The 371-nt window shown below is 60.1% G+C and carries 1 protein-coding gene; it reads right to left on the bottom strand.

Annotated elements, in window-relative coordinates:
- Positions 1–356 (bottom strand): reverse transcriptase N-terminal domain-containing protein (locus ACYPXD_RS21805; RefSeq protein WP_459715817.1); only part of this gene is annotated, 356 nt, incomplete at its 3' end.
- Between the last annotated feature and the right edge of the window lie 15 nt (positions 357–371).

Consider the following 371-nt stretch of genomic DNA (forward strand, 5'->3'; position numbering starts at 1 on the left):
TTGGCCTTGGGAATAAAGACCCTCCGTAATGGCAGAGGCCTGTATCCACGCCGCTTCAACCTGCCGATGGCTTCCCATCGGCGTTCAGGCGAATCCCATAGTTCGCGATCGACTCCAGCCGTTCGCGCACCCTGGTTCTGCGTAACACGTCGCACCGCGTACAACTTTGCGGACAACGTGCGGGTCAGCATCCGCTGCAGGGCTTTCACCCTGCGCCAGTCGCCTTCCCGCGTCGCCTTCGCAATTCGAATCTGCATCCCTCTCACGTTCCGTTCAACCCGGCGCCAATCTACGGCGTACCAGTTGTCCGGCGCGTGGGAAAGCGCAGATCCATCCTTCCGGACGGATACTTTCATGCTGCTCTCCTACCT

Source organism: Paraburkholderia sp. 2C, from assembly GCF_054589215.1.